The 24,951-nt window shown below is 70.1% G+C and carries 16 protein-coding genes; 10 read left to right on the forward strand and 6 right to left on the reverse strand.

Annotation, left to right across the window (positions count from 1 at the left end; all coding sequences use genetic code 11):
• Positions 1 to 151: 151 nt before the first annotated feature.
• The 4 genes from AB0D18_RS03635 (at position 152) to AB0D18_RS03650 (ending at position 6,990) form a co-directional block, all read left to right on the forward strand.
• Entirely contained in the window at positions 152 to 1,576 is a 1,425-nt protein-coding gene (locus AB0D18_RS03635; RefSeq protein WP_362412004.1) for an ABC transporter substrate-binding protein, read from the forward strand.
• Positions 1,577 to 1,613: 37 nt separating this feature from the next.
• Positions 1,614 to 2,936 (forward strand): sugar ABC transporter permease, encoded by a 1,323-nt coding sequence (locus tag AB0D18_RS03640; protein ID WP_362412188.1) that lies wholly within the window; start codon positions 1,614 to 1,616, stop codon positions 2,934 to 2,936.
• 100 nt (positions 2,937 to 3,036) lie between these two features.
• Entirely contained in the window at positions 3,037 to 3,918 is an 882-nt protein-coding gene (locus AB0D18_RS03645) for a carbohydrate ABC transporter permease (protein ID WP_362412007.1), read from the forward strand.
• A gap of 345 nt (positions 3,919 to 4,263) precedes the next feature.
• Complete coding sequence (locus AB0D18_RS03650; protein ID WP_362412010.1) at positions 4,264 to 6,990, forward strand: CDP-glycerol glycerophosphotransferase family protein; 2,727 nt, start codon at positions 4,264 to 4,266, stop codon at positions 6,988 to 6,990.
• 98 nt (positions 6,991 to 7,088) lie between these two features.
• Here AB0D18_RS03650 and AB0D18_RS03655 read toward each other — a convergent pair whose 3' ends face one another.
• From AB0D18_RS03655 to AB0D18_RS03670, 4 genes are all read right to left on the reverse strand, one after another.
• Complete coding sequence (locus tag AB0D18_RS03655; RefSeq protein ID WP_362412013.1) at positions 7,089 to 7,919, reverse strand: TylF/MycF/NovP-related O-methyltransferase; 831 nt, start codon at positions 7,917 to 7,919, stop codon at positions 7,089 to 7,091.
• Positions 7,920 to 7,993: 74 nt separating this feature from the next.
• Positions 7,994 to 9,604 (reverse strand): hypothetical protein, encoded by a 1,611-nt coding sequence (locus tag AB0D18_RS03660; protein ID WP_362412016.1) that lies wholly within the window; start codon positions 9,602 to 9,604, stop codon positions 7,994 to 7,996.
• A gap of 322 nt (positions 9,605 to 9,926) precedes the next feature.
• Positions 9,927 to 10,652, reverse strand: a complete 726-nt coding sequence (locus AB0D18_RS03665) for a methyltransferase domain-containing protein (protein WP_362412019.1) — start codon at positions 10,650 to 10,652, stop codon at positions 9,927 to 9,929.
• Positions 10,653 to 10,747: 95 nt separating this feature from the next.
• Positions 10,748 to 11,371: a TetR/AcrR family transcriptional regulator gene (locus AB0D18_RS03670; protein ID WP_362412191.1), complete on the reverse strand. Its 624-nt coding sequence runs from the start codon at positions 11,369 to 11,371 to the stop codon at positions 10,748 to 10,750.
• A 214-nt stretch (positions 11,372 to 11,585) separates the two neighbouring features.
• On the opposite strand from AB0D18_RS03670, the gene AB0D18_RS03675 reads away from it, so the two are divergent.
• The 5 genes from AB0D18_RS03675 to AB0D18_RS03695 all read left to right on the forward strand — a co-directional run bounded on the left by AB0D18_RS03675 (position 11,586) and on the right by AB0D18_RS03695 (position 18,023).
• Entirely contained in the window at positions 11,586 to 12,476 is an 891-nt protein-coding gene (locus tag AB0D18_RS03675; protein ID WP_362412022.1) for an ABC transporter permease, read from the forward strand.
• A 13-nt stretch (positions 12,477 to 12,489) separates the two neighbouring features.
• Positions 12,490 to 13,314 carry an ABC transporter ATP-binding protein gene (locus AB0D18_RS03680; RefSeq protein ID WP_362412194.1) on the forward strand — a complete coding sequence of 275 codons (825 nt, stop codon included), beginning with the start codon at positions 12,490 to 12,492 and terminating at the stop codon, positions 13,312 to 13,314.
• A gap of 58 nt (positions 13,315 to 13,372) precedes the next feature.
• On the forward strand, positions 13,373 to 14,686 hold the full coding sequence (locus AB0D18_RS03685; RefSeq protein WP_362412025.1) for a glycosyltransferase 87 family protein: 1,314 nt from the start codon (positions 13,373 to 13,375) through the stop codon (positions 14,684 to 14,686).
• 40 nt (positions 14,687 to 14,726) lie between these two features.
• A complete protein-coding gene (locus AB0D18_RS03690) occupies positions 14,727 to 15,890 on the forward strand; it encodes a serine/threonine-protein kinase (protein ID WP_362412028.1) in 1,164 nt (387 codons plus the stop codon).
• Positions 15,891 to 16,118: 228 nt separating this feature from the next.
• On the forward strand, positions 16,119 to 18,023 hold the full coding sequence (locus AB0D18_RS03695; RefSeq protein ID WP_362412197.1) for a serine/threonine-protein kinase: 1,905 nt from the start codon (positions 16,119 to 16,121) through the stop codon (positions 18,021 to 18,023).
• Positions 18,024 to 18,110: 87 nt separating this feature from the next.
• Here the strand turns inward: AB0D18_RS03695 and AB0D18_RS03700 are convergent, their stop codons facing one another.
• Positions 18,111 to 23,042: an NAD-glutamate dehydrogenase gene (locus tag AB0D18_RS03700; protein WP_362412030.1), complete on the reverse strand. Its 4,932-nt coding sequence runs from the start codon at positions 23,040 to 23,042 to the stop codon at positions 18,111 to 18,113.
• Positions 23,043 to 23,529: 487 nt separating this feature from the next.
• Between AB0D18_RS03700 and AB0D18_RS03705 the strand changes: the two genes are divergently transcribed.
• On the forward strand, positions 23,530 to 24,096 hold the full coding sequence (locus AB0D18_RS03705; RefSeq protein WP_362412033.1) for a DJ-1/PfpI family protein: 567 nt from the start codon (positions 23,530 to 23,532) through the stop codon (positions 24,094 to 24,096).
• A 190-nt stretch (positions 24,097 to 24,286) separates the two neighbouring features.
• Here AB0D18_RS03705 and AB0D18_RS03710 read toward each other — a convergent pair whose 3' ends face one another.
• Complete coding sequence (locus tag AB0D18_RS03710) at positions 24,287 to 24,943, reverse strand: HAD family hydrolase (RefSeq protein ID WP_362412200.1); 657 nt, start codon at positions 24,941 to 24,943, stop codon at positions 24,287 to 24,289.
• Positions 24,944 to 24,951: the final 8 nt, after the last annotated feature.

Consider the following 24,951-nt stretch of genomic DNA (forward strand, 5'->3'; position numbering starts at 1 on the left):
ACGAGGCCATCACAAAAGCCAAGTTGACACCGAAGGCACTATTGCGGGCCACCACCACCGGGCGTAGGACTGACCCACGGGAACGTAAACGGGACAGTAAAGAGCGGCGGTCGGGCCGGTCAGAACGTGTACGGGAGAGACGGGGCCAGTGATGCGCACAACTTCTCGCGAGCGAAACCAACAGGACCGGCGGAGCGACGCCGGCAGGTCCGGCAGGCACGCCCGCCGGGCCGCCGTGGCCGTTGCCGCCGTGGGCGCACTCGCCCTCACCGGCTGCGGCGGCGAGGACAAGCCGAGCGGCCCCAAGGCGACGGACGGGAGCTCATCGGGCGCCCCCAAGCCTCCGGCGGAAACCCTCCAACTGCCCAAGCTGGACGGCGAGAAGCTCCAGGTGATCGCGGTCTGGACGGGTCCCGAGGGTGAGAACTTCAAGAAGGTGCTCAAGGAGTTCGAGAACCGCACCGGGGCGACGGTCAGCTATGTGCCGACCCAGGACGCCATGCTCACGTACCTCGGCTCGAAGATCTCCGGCGGCACTCCCCCGGACGTCGCCCTGCTGCAGCAGCCTGGAGCGCTCAAGCAGGCCGTCGAGAAGAAGTGGCTGAAGCCCCTCGACGCGGGCACCCAGGCCCAGTTGGACAAGAACTACACCAAGGGCTGGAAGGACATCGCGGCCGTGAACGGCACCCAGTACGGGGTGTACTACAAGGCCGCCAACAAGTCCCTGATCTGGTACAACGCCAAGGCCTTCGAGAACGCGGGCGCCACCGAGCCCAAGACCTGGCCGGACTTCCTGAAGACCGCCGAGACGATCTCGCAGTCCGGTGTCACCCCGGTCTCGGTCGGCGGTTCGGACGGCTGGACCCTCACCGACTGGTTCGAGAACATCTACCTCTCACAGGCGGGCCCGGAGAAGTACGACCAGCTCGCCCAGCACAAGATCAAGTGGACGGATCCGTCCGTGAAGGCCGCGCTGACCACCCTCGCACAGCTCTTCGGCAAGGACAGCTACCTGGTCGGCGGCGCCAAGGGCGCGGTCGGCACCGCGTTCACCAAGTCGGTGGAGCAGACCTTCACGGGCGGTGACACTCCCAAGGGGGCGATGGTCTTCGAGGGCGACTTCGTCGCGGTCAACATCGGCCAGACGAAGGCCAAGCTCGGCACCGACGCGAAGGTCTTCCCGTTCCCGGCGGTCGGCGACAAGTCCCCGGTGGTGACCGGCGGCGACGTCGCGGTGGCACTGAAGGACACCAAGGCGACGAAGGCGCTGATGACCTTCCTGGCCTCCACCGACGCCGCGAAGATCTCGGCGGGCGCGGGCGGATTCGTCTCGCCGAACAAGTCCCTGGACATGTCCGCGTACCCCAACGACACCCTGCGCGACATCGCGAAGGCGCTGGTCGGGGCGGGCGACGACTTCCGCTTCGACATGTCGGACCAGGCGCCGCAGTCGTTCGGCGGCACGCCGGGCAAGGGCGAGTGGAAGACCCTCCAGGACTTCCTGCGGAACCCGAAGGACATCGCGGGCACGCAGCAGAAGCTGGAGACCGACGCGGCCGCGGCGTACAAGAACTGACGCCGTGAAATCAGCCACCGCGGGGGGCGCGGCGAGCGTGACGCCGCCCCCCACCACCCCGGACAAGCACAAGAGCGTGACCGGCACACGCAAACTGGTCGCGGCCGGCTTCCTGCTGCCCGCGCTGGTCCTGCTGGGCGCGCTCGTGGTCTACCCGATCGGGTACTCCGTCTACCGCAGCTTCTTCGACAAGGCCGGCACCGGCTTCGCCGGGTTCGACAACTACGTCAGCCTCTTCACCGACGACACCATCCTCACCGCGATCAAGAACAACCTGATCTGGGTGGTCGTCGCCCCGACCGTCTCCACCGCACTCGGCCTGATCTTCGCCGTGCTCACCGAGCGGATCCGCTGGGGCACCGCGTTCAAGCTGGTCGTCTTCATGCCGATGGCGATCTCGATGCTCGCCTCGGGCATCATCTTCCGCCTGGTGTACGAGCAGGACCCGGACCGGGGGGTGGCCAACGCGGTCTGGGTGGGTGTGCACGACACATTCGCCGAGTCCTCCGGCTTCCCCAAGGCCCGGCCGCTGCCGGTGCATCCGCTGAAGGCCGCGGGCGGCGGTGCGTACATCACCAAACAGCCGGTACGGGCCGGGCAGCAGGTCAATCTGCCGCTGATCGGTGTGGCTCCGGCGCAGATGCCGGGCGACGCACAGCTCGCCAAGGCCCCGCCGACGGCTCCGGACAAGATCACCGGGACGGCGTGGCTGGACTTCACCAAGGGCGGCGGCGGCAAGCCGAACGTCATCGACAGCAAGGAATCCGGCCTCAAGGGCATCAAGATCGAAGCGGTCAAGGACGGCAAGGTGGTCGACTCCACCGAAGCCGCAGCCGACGGCTCCTTCTCGCTCTCCGCAAAGGCCGAGGGGGCCGAACTCCGGCTCCCCGCTAGCAACTTCCGCGAGCAGTACAACGGTGTCAACTGGCTCGGTCCGAGCGTGGTGACCCCGGCCATCATCGGTTCCTACGTCTGGATGTGGGCCGGATTCGCGATGGTGCTGATCGCGGCGGGCCTGGCGAGTCTGCCCCGTGAACTCCTGGAGGCCGCGCGGGTGGACGGGGCGAACGAGTGGCAGGTGTTCCGTCGGATCACGGTGCCCCTGCTGGCTCCGGTCCTCGCGGTCGTCACCGTCACCCTGATGATCAACGTCCTGAAGATCTTCGACCTGGTGTTCATCATCGCGCCGGGCGACTCGCTTGACGATGCGAACGTCCTCGCGCTCCAGCTCTACCAGTCGTCGTTCGGAGACGATGCGGACCTCGGCATCGGCAGCGCCATCGCGGTGTTCCTGCTGCTGCTTGTGATCCCGGTGATGCTCTTCAACATCCGTCGCATGCGGAAGGAGCAGAGCCGATGACCGGGGGAAGCACCCACCGGCCATGGCTCTGCCGGGGGTCCGGGGGTTGTCCCCCGGGACAGCACAGCAACATCCGTCGCATGCGGAAGGAGCAGGGCCGATGACAGTCGCCACCGACATCGTGAAGGCGAAACGGTCCCTTCCGGCACGCATCGCGGCCGCGGCAGGCGGCGGCCTGATGCGGATCTTCCTGATCCTGGTCGGGCTGTTCTGGCTGATGCCGACCGTCGGACTGATGATCTCCTCGCTGCGCGACGCGTCCGACATCGCCGCGACCGGGTGGTGGAAGGTCTTCACCGCGCCCGCCGAGCTGACCCTCAAGAACTACTCGTCCATCCTCGAGAACGACACCGTCATCAACTCGCTGCTCAGCACGGCCCTGATCACCGTGCCCGCGACGGTGCTGGTCGTGGTGATCGGCGCACTCGCCGGGTACGCCTTCGCCTGGATGGAGTTCCCGGGCCGGGACTGGTGGTTCATGGCGGTCGTGGGGCTGCTGGTGGTGCCGGTGCAGGTGGCTCTCGTACCGGTGGCGAAGATGTTCGGCGTGGTCGGCATCTTCGAGACGACGATGGGCGTGGTCCTCTTCCACGTCGCCTTCGGTCTGCCCTTCGCGATCTTCCTGCTCCGCAACTTCTTCGCGGAGATCCCGCGCGAACTCCTGGAGGCGGCGCGGCTCGACGGGGCGGGCGAGATACGGCTGTTCACCCGGGTCGTCATGCCGCTGGGCGGTCCGGCGATCGCCTCGCTGGGCATCTTCCAGTTCCTGTGGGTATGGAACGACATGCTGATCGCACTGATCTTCGCGGACGCCACCAACCCGCCGATCACGGTGGCCCTCCAGCAACAGGTCCGCCAGTTCGGCAACAACATCGACGTCCTCGCACCGGGGGCGTTCGTCTCGATGGTGATCCCGCTGATCGTGTTCTTCGCGTTCCAGAAGCAGTTCGTGTCGGGCGTGATGGCGGGCGCGGTGAAGTAGAGCGGCGAGGCAGATCGGCCAGGTGGAGCGGCGAACAGTCACACACTGCTCCGCCGGTCGCCGGTCGCCGGTCGCCGGTCGCCGGTCGCCGGTCGCCGGTCGCCGGTCGCCGGTCGCCGGTCGCCGGTCGCCGGTCGCCGGTCGCCGGTCGCGTCAACTCTGCGGTACACGAGGGTGGTTCGGGGTCAACTTCCCGAACCACCCTTTCGGGTAAGCCCTTTTCCAAACTTCCCCCGTATGCCACATCCCGCGTAACCGTCCCCGTCCGGAGTCCGTTGCCGGGCATACAGCCCGCCCGCCTGCCGGGCGCGGCCGTCCTGCCCGCGTCGACCCCATGGATGTGCCGTGCCCCGGTTCAGCGTGATCGTGCCCGCCTACCAGGTCCAGGAATACCTGGAGGAGTGCCTGGACTCGGTGCTGACCCAGTCGTACGACGACCTCGAACTGATCGCGGTGGACGACTGCTCACCTGACGCGTGCGGCGACCTCATCGACGAGTACGCCGCCCGGGACCCCCGGGTCCGCCCCCTGCACCTGGCGGAGAACGGCGGCGTGGGCAACGCCCGCAACGTGGGGCTCGAACTGGCCCGCGGCGACTACCTCCTCTTCCTCGACGGCGACGACACCCTCACCCCCGGCGCCCTCCAGTCGATCTCCGACCGCCTCAAGGAGTCCGACTCCCCGGACGTCCTGGTCTTCGACTACGCCCGTACGTTCTGGACGGGCGAGGCCGAACGCAACCAGCTCAGCGCCGAGTTGCACGAGCAGGGCCCCGCCTCCTTCGCCCTCGCCGACCGCCCCGGGCTGCTCCGTGTCCTGATGGTCGCCTGGAACAAGGCGTACAGCCGCGAGTTCGTCGAGCGCCAGGGCTTCGCCTTCCCGCCCGGCCACTACGCGGACATCCCCTGGACCTACCCCGTCCTGATGTCGGCCTCCTCGATCTCCACCCTCGACGAGGTGTGCGTCCACTCCCGCCGGCGCCGCCAGGGAAACCTCCTCTCCACCACTTCCCGCAAGCACTTCGACCTGTTCGACCAGTACGACCGGGTCTTCGCGTTCCTCGATTCCCGCCCGGAACTGGCGGGCTGGCGGCCGGTGATCTACCGCCGCATGGTCGACCACTTCGGTACCGTCTTCACCCGGCCCGACCGCCTCCCCAAGGGCTGCCGCGCCGAGTTCTTCCGCCGGGCCCGTGCGCACTGCCACCAGTACCGCACCCGGGACGCGGTCCGCCCCCGCACCCCGGCCCGCCCCCGCGGCATCGCCGCCCGCAGCGCCACCGCCCGGAACGCCGCGGCCCACGCCGCCGCGACCGCGCTCGCCAAGGCCGCACCCGACGAGACCACCCCACCGACGAGCTCCTCAGCCCCCGGCACGACAGCGGACACCGGAGCCGGCGGAGCCGAGGGCACCGCAGCACTCCACGGAGCCACCACCGCCGAGGGCACCGCAGCGCACACCATCCCCGGCACCAGGCTCAGCACCGCGGCACGCACCACGCCACGCACCGCCCCTGGCACCACCCCCGGCACCGCCGCCGAGGACGACCACGCCCTGCGGATCGCCGCCGCGAGCTCCATGGGCACCGCCGGCTTCGGCGCCTTCGGCGTGCCCGCCGCGCCCCGCATCGCGGCCCCCTCGCCCCGCACCCGGCTGCGGCATGCACTCGTCCGGCTGGGCAGCCACCGCACGTACCGGGCACTGGCCCTCGCCCAGGCCGTGCGCCGCACCGTCACCGGCCGGACCCGCGCCGTCCTGCGCGCCGCCCGGTCGGCCGCCATGCGGCTGCACTACCGCATCCAGCTGCGGCTGCCCGTCCGTGACGACCAGGCGGTGTTCGCCGCGTACTCGGGCCGTGGCTACTCCTGCAACCCGGCCGCCCTGGAGGCCAAGGTCCGCGAACTCGCCCCGCACGTCCGTACGTCGTGGATCACCGCCCCCGCACACGCCCACACCGTCCCGACCGGCACCCGCCGGCTGCGGCCCGGCTCGGCCGCGTACTGGAGTGCGCTGGCCCGCGCCAAGTACCTGGTGAACAACGTCAACTTCGACCATCGCCTCGTCAAGCGCCCCGGCCAGGTCCTCCTGCAGACCCAGCACGGCACCCCGCTGAAGTCGATGGGCCTCGATCTCCAGGACCGCCCCGCCGCGGACATGGACTTCGAGAAGCTGCTCGCGAACACCGACAAGTGGGACTACCTGCTCTCCTCCAACCGCCACTCCTCTCTCGTCTGGGGAAAGGCCTACCCCTCCGCCTACACCACCCTCGAACACGGCTACCCACGCAACGACGTCTTCCAGACCGCCACCGCCGACGACGTCGCCCGGATCCGCGAGTCGCTGAACATTCCCGAAGGCACCACCGCCGTCCTCTACGCTCCGACGCACCGCGACTACCGGCGGACCCAGCGCCTCACGCTCGACCTCGAACGCATCGCCCAGTCCCTCGGACCCCGGCACGTGATCCTGACCCGCGCCCACTACTCCGCCAACGGCCCGCTGCACCACGCGAGTTCCCACAGCAGTGCCCGAATCGTCGATGTGAGCGAACATCACTCGATCGAGTCACTCTGTCTGGCCTCGGACGCCCTGGTCACGGACTACTCGTCGCTGATGTTCGACTACGCCAACCTCGACCGCCCGATCGTCCTGCACATCGACGACTGGGAGGCGTACGAGGCGACCCGCGGCACCTACTTCGACATCCGCGACTTCCCGCCCGGCGCGATCGCCCGCACCGACGACGAGCTGATCGACATCCTCCGGACCGGCCACTGGCGCGGCTCGCGCTCCGCGCAGCTGCGTGCGGCCTTCCGCGCCCGGTTCTGCCCGTACGACGACGGGTTCGCGGCGGAACGCGTCGTACGCAGCGTGTTCCTCGGCCAGACCGAGGGCCTGCCCCGCTTCGTACCGATGGAGGACCGCACTCCGGCCCCCGCGTCCGGACCGGCGGCCGCCACGTCCGCGCTGACCGGCGCCACGTCCGTACTGCCCGCCCAGCAGGACGCACAGATGACCGCGCAAGCGACCGCACAGGCCGTCTCCGACCTCCTGCCCGCCGAGCTGCGCTGAGCGGCGGCGCGCATGCAGAAGGGGCCCGAACGCAATCCACCGGGCCCCTCCCACGCGCTCAACGCTTCACGCGCTCAACGCCTCACGCACTCAACGCCTCACGGCTTGATCGCGATGCGCCCCTCGTCCATGCGCAGCAGCAGGAGCTGCTCGCCGGTCTCCTCCAGGAACTCGTCGACGGCCTGCCGCGAGCCCTGCCAGTACCCGTAGTCGTCGATGAGCAGCACGCCGCCGCTCACCAGGCGCGAGTAGAGATGCTCCAGCTCATGCTTGGTCGAGGCGTACCAGTCGGTGTCCAGGCGCAGGATGGAGATCTGCTCAGGTGCTTCGCCGGGGACGGTGTCCTCGACCTTGCCCTGCACGTAGTGGATGCGCTCCTCCGGGTAAGGCACCTTCTCGAAGCCGGACTTGACGTCGTCCAGGGTGGCGACGGCCCAGATCGGCCGGTCCTTGCCCTGGATGTCGAGGAGTTCCTGCGCCGACTTTCCGTCGAGGCGCTTGTCCTCGTCGGTGGGCGGTGTCATCCCTTCGAACGTATCGAAAAGGTAGAGATCGCGGTCCTTGACCCCCTCTGCCAGCAGGGTCTTTGCACAGGCCTGCATGCTGCCGCCGCGCCACACACCGCACTCGACGACCGCACCGGGGATGTTGTGCTTGACGATGTGGCGGGTGGCCAGGATAAAGGCGTTGAGACGCTCCGGGGAGGTCATCGAGTACGGCTTCACCGCACGGATGATGTCCTTCGCACCGTCGTCGTAGTCGGCGGGGAAATTGATGCCGGGATTGGATTTCGGCTTGGGCGTGGAGGCCGCAGCGACAGGCGCGGGACGCGCCGCCTGACGGGGACGTTGGCCGGGAACCGGGACGCGTCGCAGCTGGTAGCCGGTCAGTTGCTGAAGGACGCCATTCACGGCGTTACGCCATACCATGCGCACGGACAGTACGCGGAAATGTGGTCCCCCGCCTATATCTCGTCAACATTTGGCCACACGGTTTACCCGGGTCAGCAGCGGAGAGTGACCCTTACCAACCGCACCCCGTCGGGACTTGTCGCTGCCTGAACAAACCCCTGACCAGGGGGAATTGACTGTTCCCCGGTCAGGAGGAGCCAGTCGGCGCCCCAGCTGCACACCGATTTCCTTCTTTTCCTACCGTCTACTCTCACATCCAGGGCCCGAGCCACATCGGCGGTCCGTCGCATGCTCTCCGGCCTGGGGATCTCCGGCTGGGGCCAGGCCGGCATCACCGTGTACACGCCGTAACCCGGGAGCATCCGCAGAGCTTCGTAGTCATTGGTCAGTACCACGTCTCCGTAGCGGAAGTGGCGGGCCGCCCAGTCGAATCCCGGCCAGCTGGGCAGGTGGTACACCCTGGCGGTGAAGGCCGCGGGCAGCCGATGGGCGGGCACCGCGTACAGCAGCGCGCCCGCCTGCACTCGGGCGCCGTACGGCAGTGCGACGGCGAGGGCCGCGACGAGCAGGCCGCGGCCCACCCGGGCGGGCACGCCGCGCGGCCACGGGGCGCACAGTTCGACCGCCAGCGCACACTGCAGCCCGAGCAGCAGGTGGGGAAGGACCCGACCCCAGGTGTAGTGCCCGGTGAACCAGCCGCAAGCGGCCAGGGTGACGGTGCCCAGACACAGCAGCGCCAGGGGGTCGCGCCGGGAGCGGCGCAGCCTGAGCAGCAGGGCGGGCAGGCCGAGCAGTGCCAACCCGTAGTGCTGCGGGATCAGTTCGTAGGCCGAGACGTGGAAGGCGTCCAGGGCGGAGGAGTCCGGGAGCGACAGGATGTTGCCGTACGGCCAGACGACCACCGGCAGTGCCGCCGTGGCCACGCCTGTGGAGCAGCGCGCCAGGGTGCGCGGACCGATCCGGCGCACGGTCCCCGCGAACATCGCCAGGCAGCCGGTCAGCGCTCCCATGGCCATCACGGGGTGGATCAGTACGAGGCAGCCGGTCAGCAGCCCGGTCACCGCCCAGTGGGCCGCTGCGGTGTCCTCGCGCCCCGCCCTCAAGAGGCGCGACCACAGGTACAGGCCGAGAGCGAAGGCGAACAGGCTCGGGTACGACAGCGACAGGCACAGTGCGGACAGCGACAGGTGGCCGCTCCACAGGAACAGCCGCGTTCCCCACAGGAAGAGCATGCACAGTGCGGTGAGGGCGGGCGCCCAGCGACGGTCGGTCAGTGTCCTGACGAAGATCCGGAGTCCGGCCAGCAGCGCAAGGGAGTTGACCATCCCGCAGACGCTCATCACCGACAGCGACGCCGCACCTGTCGCGCGGGCGAGGAGTGCGGCCGCGACGGTGTAGGGGGTGTAGTACGGGCTGCCGCTGCCGGGGCGGTCCACGAGGGGGCTGCCGGGGTCGGCCAGGTCGTGCCGCAGCCGGTCGATGACCGCCACGTGCTGGCCCAGGTCGCCGACCCAGGGCAGCCGCCAGGCGACGCAACAGAGGAAGCAGAGGATGCCGCCGAGGACCAGATCGGGCGCCGTCACCCGCCACCGGGGGCGGCTCCGAAGCCCTTCCTCGGGGTCGTTGCCGACGCCCGTGCGCGAGCGGCTGTCCCGCACGCCGTCGCACCCCTTTGCGGGGGCGGCGGGATGTGTGGTGGCCATGCTGCGCCGCCCTCCGGAGGGGATTGCTGTCCTCCGTCACCCTGCAACGGCCCGGCGCGCGCCCTCGGCCTTCGACGTGCGGGCGTTCGGGTGACTGCGGGGGCGGCACCTCGGGGGGGGATGTGAGCGGCGCCTCGGGCGGATGTGAGCGGCACCACGGGCGGATGAGGGCGGCACCACGGCGCCTTGATGCAGACGGCCGGTGCGGCGAGGGCAGCCGGTACAGCGACAGCGGCTGATGCGGCCGAGGGCGGCGGGCCAGGGCTGCTCGAAGCGCTCCCGGACCGCCGACCCAGTGCACGGCCGCTGTTGCGCCGGTGTCCTACTTCGTCGCCTCGGCCGGGGCCGGCACCTGCTTGGGCCTGCCCGCCAGTTCACGGCCGGCGATCGCACCCGGAACCGGGATGCCCTCGACGCCGCCGATGTGGTTCGCCCAGCGGATCGTCACCTCCCGCACGACCGCGCGCGAGATGCGGTACGGCAGGTGGGCCGCGCGGAGCGGCTTGCGGAAGACGCCGACCGAGTCGCCCCAGTAGGCGTGCTTGGCGTCGATGGCCTCGTAGTCGTGCCGGATGCCCTTCGACGGCGGGAAGTCGGTGAACGCCTCACGCAGTTCGAGACCGCAGTACGCGGCCATCGCCCGGAAGCCGTCCGGGTAGTAGCGCCAGCAGTCCTGGGCGTCGTGCGCGTTGCCGCGCGAGGGCGCGGTGATGAAGGCGTGCCCGCCGGGACGCAGCACGCGGCCGATCTCCATGATCGAGGCCCAGAAGAACGGAATGTGCTCGAAGGCTTGGCCCGAGAGGACGATGTCGGCGCTGCGCGACTTGAGCGGAATGCGGTACGGGTCGGTCATGACCCGGTTCACGTTCGGCCCGTCGAGGACGTCGACACCGACGTAGTCGACCTTGTGGTCGGCCAGCAGGGCGCGGTGGGTCAGGCTCTGACCAGGTGAAATGCGCGAACCGAGGTCGACAACACGGTGTCGCTTCGATACGGGCATGTACTCCTTCACGCAGAGGGCCATCTGGTCGTAAGCGGACTGGTGCATGGTTTCTCTCCCTGTGACGTCAGCCCAAGGAGGATCTCTCAACGGGGCTGGTTCTTCACCCTTGTTGTCAACATTGTGCCGAAGGTGGCACTCGTTCAGGCGGCGAGTGCGGCGACGGCGGCGTCCGCGAGGCCGTCCAGATAGGCGGCCTGGCCGACGGGCGGCTCGGTGCGGACGACGACCAGCCGCCAGTAGAGCGGCCCCACGATGAGGTCCAGGGCCCGGTCCACGTCGGCCCCCTCGGGCAGTTCACCACGTGCGACGGCGTCCCTGACGACCCCGGCCGCAACTCCGTGCTGGGGGTCGAGCAGGGCGGCCCTGATGGCCTGGGCGATCTCCGGGTTGCGTACGGATTCGACGAGCAGGTCGGGGATGACCTGTGAGGCGACAGGGTGACGCAGCGCGTGCGAGGCGACTTCAAGGAGTGCGCGCACGTCGCCGCGGAGCGAGCCGGTGGCGGGCGCGGGGAGCCCCTCCGCGGCGAAGGCCTGCACCAGGTCGAGGACGAGGTGCAGCTTGGAGCGCCAGCGCCGGTAGACGGCGGTCTTGCCGACTCCCGCACGACGGGCGATGCCCTCGATGGACATCCGTGCGTAGCCGACCGCGGCCAGTTCGGCGAAGACGGCGGCACGGATGGCGTCGGTGACGTCCTCCCGCAGCACCGCCGCACCCGCGGGCGCCCTCTTTGAGGCGGCGGCCGGCCCAGTCGGTCCAGTCATCTCGGAGGAAAGGACGGCGGCGGAAGGCAGCGGTCCGGTCTGGTCGCTCGTCCGTCCGGTCTGGTCGCTCGTCATGGCCTGCATCCTAGCGCCACGACGGAACGGTTGCGTTTCGACGTCGATACGCCCTACTGTCGACGCCACGACGATACGGCCCCGTCCCGACGTACGCTCGGTCCCGACGTCACCTCCGGTCCCGGCGAAAGCAGCCCGCATGAGTCGTCAAGCAACGCTCCCGTCCGATCTCGGCGCGTACGCCGTCCGGCACGGCCTCACCGTGAGCGGCGCCCGCGTCCCGCTCCCCGAGTACGCCCGCCTGCTGTGGTCCCGCCGCCATTTCGTGGCGGCGTTCGCCACCGCCCGGCTGACCTCGCAGTACAGCCAGGCGCGGCTCGGCCGGCTCTGGCAGGTGCTGACCCCGCTGCTCAACGCGGCCGTGTACTACTTCGTGTTCGGCGAGCTGATGCACACCAAGGACGGCGTCGCCGACTTCGTCCCGTACCTGGTCACCGGCGTCTTCGTGTGGTCGTTCACGCAGAACACCCTCACGGCGGGCACCCGGGCGATCAGCGGCAACCTCGGCCTGGTGCGCGCCCTGCACTTCCCGCGCGCCGCACTGCCCGTCTCGTACGCCCTGCTCCAGCTCCAGCAGCTGCTGATCTCACTCGGGGTGCTGGCCGCGATCCTCGTCTGCTGCGGTCAACTCCCGCAGCTGTCCTGGCTGCTGGCGGCCCCCGCGCTCGTACTCCAGGCGCTCTTCAGCACCGGTCTGTCGCTCGTCCTGGCCCGGCTGGCCGCCCGGACCCCGGACCTTGCGCAACTGCTGCCGTTCCTGCTGCGCACGTGGATGTACGCGTCCGGGGTGATGTGGAGCATGGCGCACCTGCTCAAGGACGACAGCATCCCGGCGGGTGTGCGCCTGCTCCTGGAGTGCAACCCGGCGGCCGTCTACATCTCTTTGATGCGGTACGCCCTGATCGACAGTTACGGCGCGGCCGGACTCCCGCCGCACGTCTGGGCGCTGGCGACCGGCTGGGCGCTCGTCGCGGGCATCGGCGGCTTCGTGTACTTCTGGCTGGCGGAGGAGCGGTACGGACGTGGCTGAGCACATGGACCCCATGGGCGAGGCCCCCACGGTCGTCGTCGACGGCCTGCACGTCGTCTACCGGGTGCACACCGCGGGCACCGGACGCGGCAGCGCCGTCTCCGCGTTCCGCCGGCTCGTCTCCCGCGCACCGTCTCCGTCCGTGCGCGAGGTGCACGCCGTGAAGGGCGTCAGTTTCGTCGCGCACAGGGGCGAGGCGATCGGCCTGATCGGCTCCAACGGGTCCGGCAAATCGACCCTCCTCAAAGCGGTGGCCGGGCTGCTCCCCGCCGACCGGGGCCGGGTGTTCACCCAGGGGCAGCCCTCTCTGCTGGGCGTGAACGCCGCCTTGCTGAACGATCTGGCGGGCGAACGCAACGTCGTGCTAGGCGGCCTCGCCATGGGCATGACGCGCGGGGAAATCAGGGAGCGCTACGGCTCGATCGTCGACTTCTCCGGCATCAACGAGAAGGGCGACTTCGTGTCGCTGCCCATGCGGACGTACTCCTCGGGCATGGCGGCCCGGCTCAAGTTCGCCATCGCCGCGGCCAAGTCCCACGAGGTGCTGATGATCGACGAGGCGCTGTCGACGGGTGACGCCCGGTTCCAGCGCCGCAGCCGGGAGCGGATCAACGAGCTGCGCAAGGAGGCGGGCACGGTCTTCCTCGTCAGCCACCACAACCGGACGATCACCGACACCTGCGACCGGGCCCTGTGGCTGGAGTCGGGCACGCTGCGGATGGACGGGCCCTCGAAGGACGTCGTCGCCGCCTACGAGGAGTCGACCGGAGGGGGCGGCGGATCCGGAGGGGCCGGAGGAACCGCCGGATCCGGAGGAACCGCCGGAATGTCCCGGTGAGCCGGGTTTCCGGGCCGCCGGACCGGAAACCGGACGCGGACGTTTTATGATCCCGGCGATGACGCCCCAGCAGCTCGCCTCCAGCGCTCCGGCCGCTCCCCCGGCCCCTGCCGCCCTTCGCCGGCCCTCCCCCGTCCCCCTCGCCGCCGTCTGGTGCGTCACCCGCCTCCTCCAGGTCGCCCTGGTCGCCGGTCTGTTCGGCCGGGTCGGCGACGAGATCAACGGCGAGGTCCACCGCATCTACTTCGGCTGGTACGAACAGCTGATCACCGGCGCCTTCCCGCTCGACGACGTCATGTGGCAGTACCCGCCGGGCGCCGCCCTGGTGATCCTGTCCCCCGCCCTGCTGCCGGGCCTCAGCTACTTCCAGGCGTTCGTCGCCCTCACCCTCCTCGTCGACGCCGTCGTCACCGTCGCACTGGCCCGGTCCGGCGACCGAACGCCGGCCGGCCCGGAAATCACCGGCGCCCCGCGTGCGCGTACGCGCGCGTGGCTGCGGCACACCACGCTGTCCGGCGCCTGGGTGTGGGTCGCGGGCCTGCCGCTGCTGCTGCACGTCCCCCTGGTCCGCTACGACGTCCAGGTCACGGCCCTGGCCGCCCTCTCGCTGCTCGCCCTGCGCCGCCGGCCGCGGCTGGGCGGTGCGCTCGCCGCAGCCGGTGCGCTGGTGAAGGTGTGGCCGGCGCTGGCGCTCCTGGGCACGCCCAGGGGACGTACCACCAGAGCGGCCTGGGGGTCGGCCGTCGCGGCGACGGTGGTGCTTCTCGGTGTCCTGGCGCTGGCCTTCTCGCACACCTTCGACTTCCTCCGCCAGCAGGGCAACCGGGGCGTGCAGATCGAGTCCATAGGCGGCACCCTGCTCTCCCTGGCGCGCCTGACCGGCCTGCCGAGCAGCGGGGCCTACCGGGTCGAATACCGGTACGGCGCCATAGAGTTCATGGGCCCGTACGTCTCCACGGTCGCGCACGCCTCTTTGATGCTGACCGCGGTCGCGTTCGTCTGGCTGCTGGTCTGGCGGGTCAAGGCGCGGACCTGGACTCCGGCGACGGCGTGCGACGCCACCCTGTGCGCCGTGCTGCTCTTCGTCGTCACGAGCCGAGTCATCAGTCCGCAGTACATGATCTGGCTGATCGGTCTGTCCGCGGTCTGCCTCACCGCACGCCGGACGGTGCAACGTCCGGTCGTCGCCCTGCTGTTGGCGGCCGCCGCCGTCAGCACCCTCGCCTATCCGCTCGCGTACGGACAGGTCACCTCGGGCAGCGTCTACGGATGCCTGCTGATGGTCGTGCGCAACGGACTCCTGCTGGCCGCCGCCCTGTTGTCGTGCCGCCGTCTCTGGGTCTCCTCAATGGCCCCTCCCGCCGCGCGGTAGGCTCCCCTCGCGCCGACCACGGGTGCAAGGGGAGTTGGGCATGCGCGACGGGGAAAGCAGCACGGACAGCAGCCGGGAAAGCAGCCGGGTCGTCGGCAGGGGCGAGGGCAGGGCCGGACAGAGCGCCGGCAGCACTGCGCTGGTGCCACTGCGGGCGGACGATCCGCGCGAGCTGGCCGGTTACGTGCTGGAGGCACGCATCGGCGAGGGCGGCATGGGCACCGTCTATCTGTCCCGCACCCGCGGCAACCAGCCCGTCGCCCTCAAGCTGATCCGCCGGGAGTACGCGGACAGTGCGCAGTTCCGGCAGCGCTTCGCCCGCGAGGTCGAGGTCTCGCGGCAGGTGCACGGCTACCACATCGTCCCGGTCGTCGACCACGACAGCGGCAACTCCCCGGGCAGCGGCGGCGGTACGCCCCCGTGGCTGGCCACCCGCTTCGTGCCGGGCATCGCCCTGGACGACGCTCTCGACGCGCACGGCCCGCTGCCCGTCCCGGCCGTCCTGCAGCTGTTGTGCTGCACCGCCCGCGCCCTCGACGCGATCCACACCGCCGGAGTCATCCACCGCGACGTGAAGCCGGGCAACCTGCTGCTCGCGTCCGACGGGCCCTGGATGCTCGACTTCGGCATCGCGCGTGCCGCCGGTGCCCTCACCCTCACCACGGTGGGGCGGCTCGTCGGCACTCCGAAGTTCATGTCCCCCGAGCACGCCCTGGGGCGGCGGCTGACGCCCGCCACCGACGTGTTCGCGCTCGGCCTGATCGGTGTGCTCGCCGCCACCGGCCACCATCCGTACGGCCGCGGCAACGGCCTCGCGGTCGCCGCCCGCATCGCCGGCACCGACCGCGAGCCGCCGGACCTGAGCGCCTGCCCCGAGCCGCTGCGCACCGTCGTGGGGCGGTGCCTCGCCGCCCCGCCCGAGGACCGCCCGTCCGCCGCGGAGGTGGCCGAAATGTGCCGCACGGCCGTCGGACGCGACGTACGGGACTTCTCCGGGTGGCTTCCCGCGCCCGTGGCTGCCGCTGTACGGGCTCGGGAGGCGGCCGTACGTCCGGCAAGCCGTACTGCCCTCGCCGAGGCGCCCACGGTGACCGCTCCCGCTCCGCAGGCGCCCCGGCTGCCCGCCCTCGCGCCGACGGTGCCGATGACCGTGAAGGACCCCCAGGCGGGCGAGTGGTCCCGCCGGGTCCGCCGTACGACCTGACCCGCTCCACCGATCGACAACGATCAACACCGATCCGCCTCTCGATCGACCTCATCGATCGACCTCATCGATCGACCTCATCGATCGACCTCATCGATCAGCCTCATCGATCGGCCCCGCCGATCGCCCCGCCGATCGACACCCCGCGCGTACCTACCGCGTGACACCACCCCGACCGTCCCCACCCTTCGACCCGGGAGGCTCCCCATCAGCAACTCCGTCGGCGACATCCTCAGCCCGCTCGGCCCGGAGGACCCGCGCGAGACCGCCGGTTACCACCTCCACGCCCGCATCGGCGAGGGCGGCATGGGCACCGTCTACCTCTCGCACACCCGCGGCAACCAGCCCGTCGCCCTCAAGGTCATCCGCCGCGAGTACGGCCAGAACCCGGACTTCCGGCGCCGTTTCGAGCAGGAGGTGCAAGCCGCCCGCCGGGTGCAGGGCTACCACATCGTGCCGGTCGTCGACCACGACACCAGCGGTACGCAACCGTGGCTGGCCAGCGCGTTCGTACCCGGGCTCGCCCTGCACGAGGTGCTCGGACACTTCGGTCCGCTGCCCGAGGCCGCCGTCTTCCAGCTGGTCGGCTGCGCGGCGCTCGCGCTGTCCTCGATCCATGCCGCCGGGGTCGTGCACCGCGATCTCAAACCGAGCAACATCCTGATCGGTTCCGGCGGTCCGTTCGTCATCGACTTCGGCATCGCGCGTGCCGCCGACGCCACCCAGCTCACGGCGAGCGGCGGCCTCATCGGCACCCCGCAGTACATGTCGCCGGAGCACGCGCTGGGCGAGCAGGTCGGCCCGGCGAGCGACGTCTTCTCGCTCGGCCTCATCGCAGCCGTCGCCGCCACCGGACGGCACCCCTTCGGCGACGGCGGCGCGATCACCGTGGCCGCTCAGATCGCCAACGCCGGCCACCGGCCGCCGGACCTCACCGGCTACCCGGACTCCCTGCGCCCGCTCCTGGAGCGCTGCCTGACGGCGGACGCGGCGGAACGCATCACACCGGGCGAGCTGATGGCCCTCTGCGAGCAGGCGGCGGGGCGTCCCCTGAGGGAGTTCGGCGGGTGGCTGCCGGAGCCGGTCGCCGAGGAGATCGTACGGAGGGAACAGACGGCCCAGTACGCGGCCCAGCAGGCGCAGACCGCACAGGCGGCGCAGGCAGCACAGGCGGCGCAGTCCGCCCAGCAGCCCCCGGTGCCGCAGCAGCCCCCGCAGGCCCCTCAGGCGCCGCCCACGCTGCCGCCGTACGCCCAGCCGACGCACACCCAGGGGCCGCCCCCTCAAGAGGTGCCCCCACAGGCACCCCAGACCGGCCAGTTCGGGGCGCCGGTCAACCCGCCGACGTATCAGAACACCCAGCAGCTGCAGCAGCCCCAAGGTGTCCAGAGCACCCCGACGTTCAACCTGGGAGCCCCCCAGCCGCCCGCCCCGGGCACCCCTGCCGCCCCGGCACCGGCCGCGAAGAAGCGCGGCAAGGCGAAGGTGATCCTGCTCGCCGTCACCCTGGTGGTCGCCGTCGGCGCGGGCGCGGGGGCCGCCGTGTACTTCCTCGGCAACAAGGACAAGGGCGCTGCCTCCGTGGCGAACGGCAAGTCGTCCTCCCACCCCACCGGCGCCGCCTCCACCCCCGCGCAGCAGCCCTCCGCCCCGGCTGCGGAGGAACCCGCGGCCGACACGAGCGGCACTCCCGTTCCCGCGCCGCCGGAGACCGCGACGTACACGGAGGTCTTCAAGAACAAGCCGCTGACGATCCGCACGCCGAACACCTTCTCCACCACCTATGTGGACCTCGACCTCCCCAAGACCGTCGCCGAAGGGGACATGACCTCCGACGTCCGCGACCTGACGGTCCGCCACTCGGAGTGGGACTTCGAGGCCACGATGGGCAAGAGCACGGGCATCACTCCCCAGGAATGCCGCACCGGGGCGGAGACCAACGCCCTGCCGGACTCGATCGGCTCCCGGGACTTCGGGGAGCGCGGCACCGTCCCCAAGGGGACCCGGCTGTGCATGGTCACCCGGGACGGCAACCTCGCCATGTACGAGATCACGCAGATTGCCGCCGCCAGCAGCACGTCCGACGTGCCGACCGTCGTGGGAAACCTGACGCTCTGGAAGATCAGCCAGTAGCGCGTCCTCATAGAGGAGGGCCCCACCGCAACGGCGGTGGGGCCCTCCTCTATGAGGTCTGCATCAGAGACCGTGGTCGGACCTCGGTCAGACCCTGTTGCGCAGCAGCGTGCGCATCGTCCGCATCGCGACTGACAGGTTCGCCAGGTCGAAGGCGTCCGAGCCCTGGATCTCCTCCAGGGTGGTGCGCGAACGTCCCAGCAGGGCCGCGTTCTTCTCTTCCCACGCCTTGTAGCGCTGCTCCGGCGTGAAGCCGGCGTTCCCGGTGGACAGGACGTCCTGGGTCAGGCCGGCGTGAGCGGCGTACAGGTCCTCGCGGATGGAGGCACGGGCCATGGACTGCCAGCGGTCGGCGCGCGGCAGCTCGATGATGCGGTCCATCAGCTGCGTGATGCCGAGCCGGTCACCGAGGTCGTAGTACACCTCGGCGACGTCCATCGGGTCCTTCTGGATGCGGTCCGCGATGGCGACCACGTCGAGGATCGGGAAGGCCGAGGAGAAGCCCGCCACGCGCAGTGCCAGGTCCTCCGGCACGCCCGCCGCGGTGAGTTCCTCCAGGATGCCCTGGTACCACTCCAGGTCGGCACCGCGCAGCAGCTTGGGCAGGTCGGCCCAGACGTGCGCCACGCCCGCGCTGAAGAACTCGATGGTCTCGCCGATCTCCAGCGGCTGCGGGCGATTGCCGAGCAGCCAGCGGGTGCCGCGTTCGACCAGGCGCCGCGAGTGCAGCCGGATCTGCGTCTGGACATCGGCCGGGACCTCGTTGTCGAGGGCCTCGACGGCGTTCCAGACGTCACTGAGACCGAAGATCGCGCGGGCCGCGAACTGTGCCCGTACGACCTCCTCGATAGAGGCGCCGGTCTCCTCGCGCAGCCGGTGCAGGAAGGTCGAGCCACCAGTGTTGACGGTGTCGTTGACCAGCACCGTCGTGATGATCTCGCGGCGCAGTGCGTGCGCGTCGATCTGCTCGGCGAACTTCTCGCGCAGTGCGTGCGGGAAGTACTCGTGCAGCAGTACCCGCAGGTGCGGGTCGTCCGGCAGGCCGGTGGAGATCAGCTCGTCGGCGACGGTGATCTTCGTGTACGCGAGGAGGACGGCCAGCTCGGGCTGCGAGAGGCCCTTCCCGGTGTTCAGCAGTTCCCTGATCTGACGGTCGTTGGGCAGGAACTCCAGGGCCCTGTCCAGGTGACCGTCCCGGGTCAGGCGCCGCATGAAGCGCTGGTGCGCGTGCAGCAGCGACGGCGACTGGGCGACCGCGTTCGACAGTGCGGTGTTCTGCGCGTAGTTGTTGCGCAGCACCAGGGTGCCGACCTCGTCGGTCATGGCCGCGAGCAGCTTGTTGCGCTGCTTCACGGTCATGTCCCCGTCCGTGACAAGGGCGTTGAGCAAGATCTTGATGTTCACCTCGTGGTCGGAGGTGTCCACACCGGCGCTGTTGTCGATGGCATCGGTGTTGATCCGGCCCCCGGCCCGCGCGAACTCGATGCGTCCCAGCTGCGTCGCACCGAGGTTGCCGCCCTCGCCGACGACCTTGACCCGCAGGTCCTCGCCGTTGACGCGGATCGCGTCGTTCGCCTTGTCGCCCACGTCCGCGTTGGACTCGACGGACGACTTCACGTACGTACCGATGCCGCCGTTCCACAGCAGGTCCACCGGCGCCTTGAGGATGGCCTGCATCAGGTCGGCGGGGGTCATCTTGGAGACGCCCTGCAGCCCGAGCGCCTCGCGCATCGCAGCGTTGACCGGGATGGACTTGGCGCTGCGCGAGTGGATGCCGCCGCCCTGCGACAGCAGTTCCTTGTTGTAGTCGGCCCAGGAGCTGCGGGGCAGCTCAAAGAGGCGGCGGCGCTCGGCGTACGAGACGGCGGCGTCGGGCTTCGGGTCGATGAAGATGTGCCGGTGGTCGAAGGCCGCGACGAGCCGGATGTGCTCGGAGAGCAGCATGCCGTTGCCGAAGACGTCGCCGGACATGTCGCCGACGCCGACGACGGTGAAGTCCTCGGTCTGGCTGTCGTGTCCGAGCTCCCGGAAGTGCCGCTTGACGGACTCCCAGGCGCCGCGGGCGGTGATGCCCATGCCCTTGTGGTCGTAGCCGACGGAGCCGCCGGACGCGAAGGCGTCACCGAGCCAGAAGTTGTACGCGACGGCGATCTCGTTGGCGATGTCGGAGAACGTCGCGGTGCCCTTGTCGGCGGCGACCACGAGGTACGTGTCGTCCTCGTCGTGCCGTACGACGTCCCTCGGGGGTACGACCTCGCCCGCCACCATGTTGTCGGTGATGTCGAGCAGCGCCGAGATGAACGTCCGGTACGAGGCGATGCCCTCGGCCAGCCATGCGTCGCGGTCCACCGACGGGTCGGGGAGGTTCTTCGCGACGAAGCCGCCCTTGGCGCCGACGGGCACGATGACGGTGTTCTTCACCATCTGTGCCTTGACCAGGCCGAGCACCTCGGTACGGAAGTCCTCACGCCGGTCCGACCAGCGCAGACCGCCGCGCGCGACCTTGCCGAAGCGCAGGTGCACACCCTCGACGCGGGGCGAGTACACCCAGATCTCGTACGCCGGGCGGGGCGCGGGGAGGTCGGGGATCGCCTGGGGGTCGAACTTCATCGAGACGTAGGAGTGCGGCTTTCCGTTGTCCGCCTGCTGGAAGAAGCTGGTCCGCAGCGTCGCCTTGATGACGGTGAGGAAGGACCGCAGGATGCGGTCCTCGTCGAGCGAGGCGACCTGGTCGAGCGCCCCGTCGAGCTCTTCGAGCAGCCCGTCGGTGAGCTCCGTGCCCGCCTTCTGGCGGCTCGGCGACATCCGCGCCTCAAAGAGGGAGACCAGCAGCCGGGTGGTGTGGACGTTGTTGCGGAGGGTGTCCTCCATGTAGTCCTGGCTGAAGGTGGAACCGGCCTGCCGCAGGTACTTCGCGTACGCGCGCAGCACCACGGCCTGCCGCCAGCTCAGCCCGGCGCGCAGCACCAGGGAGTTGAAGCCGTCGTTCTCGGCGGCACCCGTCCAGACGGCCGCGAAGGCGTCCTGGAAACGCTCGCGGGCATCGTCGGCGAGGTAGTCGCCGCCGACCAGGTGCTGCGGCAGCCGCAGCCCGAAGTCGTAGATCCACGCGTGCGTACGGTCCGCGCAGCGCAGCTCGTACGGCCGCTCGTCGACGACCTCGACGCCGAGCAGCTGGAGGACCGGGAGCACGGCCGACAGGGAGACCTGCTCGCCGGTCCGGTAGATCTTGAAGCGGCGCTCGCCCGCTCCGGCGCCCACCGGCTCGTAGAGGCTGAGGGCGAAGTCCTTCTCGTCCTGGCCGAGCTGCTCCAGGTGAAGCAGGTCGGCGACGGCGGAGCGCGGCGAGTGGTCGGCCTTGTAGCCCTCGGGGAAGGCGTGGCCGTAGCGGCGCAGCAGTTCGGCGGCGCGCTCCTCGCCCAGCTCGGCGTTGAGGGCCTCGGCGAAGCCGTCGGCCCAGGAACGGGCCGCTTCCGCGAGGCGGGCCTCGATGCGCTCGACGTCGGCATCGGTGAGGACGGTCAGTTCCGTACCGGTTTCGACGCGTACGACGAAGTGCAGGCGGGAGAGGATCGACTCGGTGTTCCACGCCGTGAAGTCGACGCTGGTGCCGCCGAGCTCCTCTTTGAGGATGTCGATGAGCCGCAGCCTTACACCGGTGGTGTAGCGGTCGCGGGGCAGGTAGACGATCGCCGAGTAGTAGCGCCCGTACTCGTCCTGGCGCAGGTACAGCCGCAGCCGGCGGCGCTCCTGGAGGTACAGCACGGACGTGACGACGGAGCGCAGCTGGTCGACGGGCGTCTGGAACAGCTCGTCGCGCGGGTACGTCTCCAGGATCTGCAGCAGGTCGCGGCCGTCGTGGCTGTTGGCCGTGAAGCCCGCGCCTTCGAGGACTTCGGTGACCTTGCGCCGGATGACGGGCACGCGGCGTACGGACTCGGTGTACGCGGCGGAGGAGAACAGCCCGAGGAAGCGGCGCTCGCCGACCACGTTGCCCTCGGCGTCGAACTTCTTCACACCGACGTAGTCGAGGTACGAGGGGCGGTGCACGGTGGCACGGCTGTTGGCCTTCGTCAGAACCAGGAGCTTGTGCTCGCGGGCCTTCGCACGTGCGTCCGCGGGCAGCCGGCTGAACGAGGGCGAGACGGGGTGCGTCTCGTCGTCCTCGTGGTGCTGCGGGTCGGAGCGCAGGACGCCGAGGCCGGTACCGGGCACGGCTCCGAGGGAGTCGTCGCCGGTCAGCTCGTACTCGCGGTAGCCGAGGAAGGTGAAGTGGTCGGCGGCCAGCCAGCGGAGCAGCTCGCGGGCCTCGTCGATCTCCTGGTCGGGGAGGTCGGAGGCCTTCGGCTCGTTCGGCAGCTCGTCGGCGATGCGCAGCGCGGCGTCGCGCATCTTCTCCCAGTCCTCGACGGCCTCGCGGACGTCGGACAGGACGCGCAGCAGATCCGCGGTGATCTGCTTGAGGTCGGCGCGGTCGGTCTCGCGGTCCATCTCGACGTGGATCCACGACTCGACGATCGCGTCGTGCGGCAGATCGCCAGTGATCTGCTTGGAGAGCACCTCGATGAGCTTGCCGGTCACGTCACGGCGCACCAGTACCTGCGGGTGGATCACGACGTGGATGCCGCGGCCCTGCCGGGACAGTTCGTTCGTTACCGAATCAACGAGGAAGGGCATGTCGTCGGTCACCACTTCGACGACGGAGTGGCTGCATGTCCATCCGTTCTCCTCGACCGTCGGCGTGTGCACCCGTACGTTCGCCGTACCCTGCGGGCGGTTGGCCGCGAGGCGGTAGTGCGAAAGTGCCGCGCCGAAGACGTCGACCGGATCGCGGCCGCCGATGTCCTCCGGGGCGGTGTGCAGGTAGTAGCGCTGGAGGTACGCGAGTAGGGCGTCCTGGTCGGGCGCCCCTTCACTCTCGGACCCAGTCGGAGTTAGTCCCCCCGCCGGGCTGTTCTCAGCTACCCGGGCGGCCCGTTCGAGCAGCTCGGCCTTGGCTTCGTCCAGCTTGGTCTGCATGTCCTCTGGCTCCTGTCGCGCGCCGTTGCGTGACGTCGGTGAAGAAGGAGACACAACGCCACGACGCGGGGTTTCCGGTCGATGTCGACGTTATGCCGCGATGAGAGATACCGGTGACACCCATGACGATTTTCGGCATATTTGGCGTCGCGTCCGGGTTCGGAAAACCAGCGAGGACCCGGGCACGGTAGTGCGCCGGGCGAGGGCCGGGGGCTGCACCGCCCCCGAGGCGTATCGCGCTGATCACGGGACCAGGCTATCCCCCCTGGCCCGGGAGGCGTTATTCGCCGGCCGTTGGACATAACGCGGAGGAGTTCGACGCTTTGTCCATTTCGGCCGCACGGGGCCTCGTGCAGCACGGGGGCCACAGCTGGGCGCACCGGGTTGCCCCGGGGCGTACTGGGTTGCCGCACGCCCTCTTGGCAAAAGCCGCACCCGGGGGCACGTTGGCCGGACCACCGTCCGTCCACTCCCCCGGAGAGCCGCCATGTCAGCGAAAATCCTGATCGTCACGGGCGATGCCGCCGAGTCGCTGGAAGTGCTCTATCCGTACCAGCGGCTGCGCGAGGAGGGCTACGAGGTCCACATCGCGGCGCCGTCCCGCAAGCAGCTCCGCTTCGTGGTGCACGACTTCGAGGCCGGGTACGACACGTACACCGAGAAGCCCGGGTACACCTGGCCGGCCGACCTTGCCTTCTCGGAGGTGGATCCCGGAGATTACGTCGCGCTGGTCGTGCCCGGCGGGCGGGCCCCGGAGTACCTGCGCAACGACCCGGAACTGCGCAAGATCCTCAAGTCGTTCTTCGACACGGACAAGCCGGTGGCGCAGATCTGCCACGGCCCGCTGCTGACGGCGGCGGTGGGCGCGCTGAGCGGGCGCAGGGTCACCGCGTATCCGGCGCTGGAGCTGGACATGCAGAGCGCGGGGGCCACCTTCCAGGATGCGGAGACGGTGGTCGATGGCACGCTCGTGTCGGCCCGTGCATGGCCGGACCACTCTCGGTGGATGCGGGAATTCCTGACGGTGCTCCGCGCGAAGGCCCCGGTGACCTGAGAAACCCGACGCGGCCTGCGCCCGGCTCCCGGCTCCCGGCTCCCGGCTCCCGGCTCCCGGCTCCCGAGGCACCGTGCCGGGCGGGTCTCAGGCGCCAGCCCCCGGGCCCTGACGCAGGCACTCGGTGCTCGGGTGCAGGTACTCGGTGCTCGGGTGCAGGCTCAGGCGCTCGGGGTGCAGGCTCAGGCGCTCAGGCCGCCGATATCTCCTCGGCCACCCGCACCGCGTCCGCGAGCGAGTCCACCACCGGTACCCCGGCCGCCACCAGGGCCGCCCGGCTGTGCGAGCCGCCGGTGTACAGCACCGCGCCCGCTCCGACGTGCGCGGCCGCCAGTGCGTCGTCGACGGCGTCGCCGATCACCACCACCCGTCGGGGGTCGACCCCTTCCAGCGCCGCGAGGTGTCGCACCATGTGCGCCGCTTTGGTGCCGCCCGACGGGCCGGTCCTGCCGTCGACCCGCACGAAGTGCCGCTCGATGCCGTATCCCCGCACCACCGGGACCAGTTCGTCGTGTCCGTACATGCTCAGCAGCGACTGGCTGCGTCCTGCCGCGCCCCATCCCGTGAGGAGTTCCTCGACGCCCTCGGTCAGCCCGCAGGCCTCACGCAGTGCGACGTAGTGCCGGTGGAAGGCGCCGTCCATCACCAGCCATTCCGCTTCCGTGGGCAGCCGGCCCATCATCCGCTCGTAGAAGCGCGGGATCGGTATGCAGTACAGCTCGCGATACCGCTCCAGGGTGATCGGCGGGATCCCGATCTCCTCGAAGGCGGCGTTGGTCGCCCCGACGACCGCGCGGATGTCGTCGAGCAGTGTGCCGTTCCAGTCCCAGACCAGGTGCGTCCTCATGAAAGAAC

The organism is Streptomyces sp. NPDC048442, assembly GCF_040651475.1.
In the GTDB taxonomy this organism is placed as follows: domain Bacteria; phylum Actinomycetota; class Actinomycetes; order Streptomycetales; family Streptomycetaceae; genus Streptomyces.